The following is a 2729-nucleotide window of genomic DNA, read 5'->3' as shown; positions in this document are numbered from 1 at the left end:
TTTCCATTGGCAACTGCCCGGTTTCCAACGCCGCAGGAAATAAACTTATCTTACAGGCGGCCTGTTATGGTTTTTTATTCAGGCCGTCTGAAAAACGAATCACTCATTTAACCGATTAACTTTTTTTCGACAGAAAGACCCTTATGACTTGGGAAACCGTAATCGGACTGGAAATCCACGTCCAACTCAACACCCAATCCAAAATCTTCAGCGGCGCATCCACTGCATTCGGTGCCGAGCCTAATGCCCACGCCAGCGTGGTTGAGTGTGCGTTGCCGGGCGTATTGCCGGTAATGAACCGCGAAGTCGTCGAAAAAGCCATCAAACTCGGTTTGGCTTTGGATGCGAAAATCAATCAGAAAAACGTGTTCGACCGTAAAAACTATTTTTATCCTGATTTGCCAAAAGGCTATCAAATCAGCCAGTTGAATTTGCCGATTGTAGAACACGGCAAACTGGAAATCGTAGTGGGCGATGAGGTTAAAACCATCAATGTTACCCGTGCGCACATGGAAGAAGATGCGGGTAAATCCGTGCACGAGGGTTTAAACGGTGCCACCGGTATTGACTTGAACCGTGCCGGTACGCCTTTATTGGAAGTTGTCTCCGAGCCTGAAATGCGTTCCGCAGCCGAAGCCGTGGCATACGCTAAAGCGTTACACGGTTTGGTAACTTGGCTGGATATTTGCGATGGCAATATGGCGGAAGGCTCGTTCCGCGTTGATGCCAACGTATCTGTCCGTCCGAAAGGTCAGGCAGAGTTCGGTACACGCCGTGAAATCAAAAACCTCAACTCTTTCCGCTTCTTGGAACAAGCCATCAATTATGAAGTGGAAGCGCAAATTGAAATCTTGGAAGACGGCGGTAAAGTACAGCAGGCAACCATGCTGTTTGACCCTGAAAAAGGCGAAACCCGTGTGATGCGTTTGAAAGAAGATGCACATGATTACCGCTATTTCCCAGATCCGGATTTGCTTCCGGTCATTATTTCAGACGGCCAATTGCAAAAAGCCAAAGAGCAAATGCCAGAGTTGCCGCATGAAATGGCGGCGCGTTTTGTTGTCGATTACGGCGTGTCTGACTATGATGCGCGCCTGTTAACTGCCAGCCGCGCTCAAGCCGCCTATTTTGAAGAAGCAGCCAAAGCCTGCGGCCAAGGTAAATTAACGGCGAACTGGATGAACGGCGAGCTTGCTGCTACTTTGAACAAAGAAGGTTTGGAATTAGCTGGAAGCCCGATTACGGCTCCACGCCTTGCCGAGTTGGTTGCTAAAGTTGCAGACGGAACATTAAGTAGCAAATTGGCGAAAAAAGCTTTTGAAGCAATGTGGGCCGAGCCTGAAGCAGGTATTGCCGAAATCATCGAAAAACATGGCTTGCAACAAATTACCGACACTGGAGCAATTGAAGCGATGGTGGATGAAGTGTTGGCAAATAATGCGAAAGCCATTGAGCAATTCCGTTCCGGCAATGAAAAAGCCTTGAATGCGATTGTCGGCCAAGTGATGAAAGCAAGTAAAGGCAAGGCCAATCCTGCTCAAGTTCAAGAGTTGATTAAAGCCAAATTAGCTTGATAGATAGGACAGGCCGTCTGAAAAATAGGTCTTATTTTTCAGACGGCCTTTATTTTTGATTCTAAAATTATTCTAAATACCATGACACATACTATTACCTTATCAGATCAAATAACATTTACGGCAAACGATGATGAAACCGTTCTTGCTGCTGCGACCCGTCAGAATTTAAATCTGCCCCATTCTTGTAAAAGTGGCGCCTGCGGACAATGTAAGGCCGAGTTGATGAGTGGTGAATTTGAAATGGGCGATCATATTGATAAAGCCATCAGCGAAGAAGAAAAAGCGCAGGGCAAAGTGCTATTGTGCTGTACTACTGCGAAGAGCGACCTGAAAATCAATGTGCAGGGGTTTAATCCGAATGCTTTGCCAGTGCGCACTTTGCCTGTACGTATCGAAACGATTGAAATCAAACATGATGTTGCTTTGTTGAGATTGGCTTTGCCTAAAGCCCCATCGTTTGCATTTTATGCAGGGCAGTATATTGACTTGTTGCTTCCGGGTAATATTAGTCGCAGTTATTCAATCGCCAATTCACCTGACCAAGAAGGCGTTTTGGAGTTGCATATTCGGAAACGAGAAAATGGCGTATGTTCGGAAATGATTTTTGGTGCAGAGCCTAAAATCAAAGAAAAAGGCATTGTCCGCATTAAAGGCCCATTGGGTACGTTTACTTTGCAAAAGGACAGCGATAGACCGATTGTTTTGTTGGCAACGGGTACAGGTTACGCACCTATCCACAGCATCTTGCTTGATTTGATTCATCAGAATAGCGAACGTCAGGTTCATTTTTACTGGGGAGCACGTCAGCAGGAGGATTTGTACGCATTGGAAGAAGCAGAAGCATTAATAGGCCGTCTGAAAAATGCGAAATTCTTGCCTGTTCTTTCTAAGCCTGATTCTGAATGGAAAGGGGAGAGTGGATATGTGCAAAACGTTGCAGCACAAAATTATCCTGATTTGAGCCAATATGAAGTTTATGCTTGCGGGTCACCAGCCATGACGGAGAATGCGCAAAGTTTGCTGACTCAAAATTGCGCTTTACCGGAAGATGCCTTCTTCTGTGATGCTTTTTCACCGGCATAGTGATGTGTATACAGGATTTATATGTTTGAATGCAGCTGTTAAGAGTAAAATTTGACGGCAATCTATTTG

The 2729-nt window shown here is 45.6% G+C and carries 2 protein-coding genes; both read left to right on the top strand.

Translation table 11 applies throughout. The features are described 5' to 3' along the window. Positions 1-143 precede the first annotated feature (143 nt). Positions 144-1574: an Asp-tRNA(Asn)/Glu-tRNA(Gln) amidotransferase subunit GatB gene (gene gatB, locus ACTHUM_RS11260; protein WP_070459844.1), complete on the top strand. Its 1431-nt coding sequence runs from the start codon at positions 144-146 to the stop codon at positions 1572-1574. 81 nt (positions 1575-1655) lie between these two features. Continuing rightward, entirely contained in the window at positions 1656-2660 is a 1005-nt protein-coding gene (locus ACTHUM_RS11255; protein ID WP_070459847.1) for an FAD-binding oxidoreductase, read from the top strand. Positions 2661-2729 lie beyond the last annotated feature (69 nt).

Source organism: Neisseria sp. P0021.S006 (assembly GCF_051956895.1).
The sequence above is the reverse complement of the archived record's forward strand: the minus strand, read 5'-3'. Positions and strand labels throughout refer to the sequence as shown.

Coding starts and splice junctions, on each gene's coding strand:
- gatB (WP_070459844.1), top strand. CDS start 144: ATGACTTGGGAAACCGTAATCGGACTGGAAATCCACGTCCAACTCAAC.
- ACTHUM_RS11255 (WP_070459847.1), top strand. CDS start 1,656: ATGACACATACTATTACCTTATCAGATCAAATAACATTTACGGCAAAC.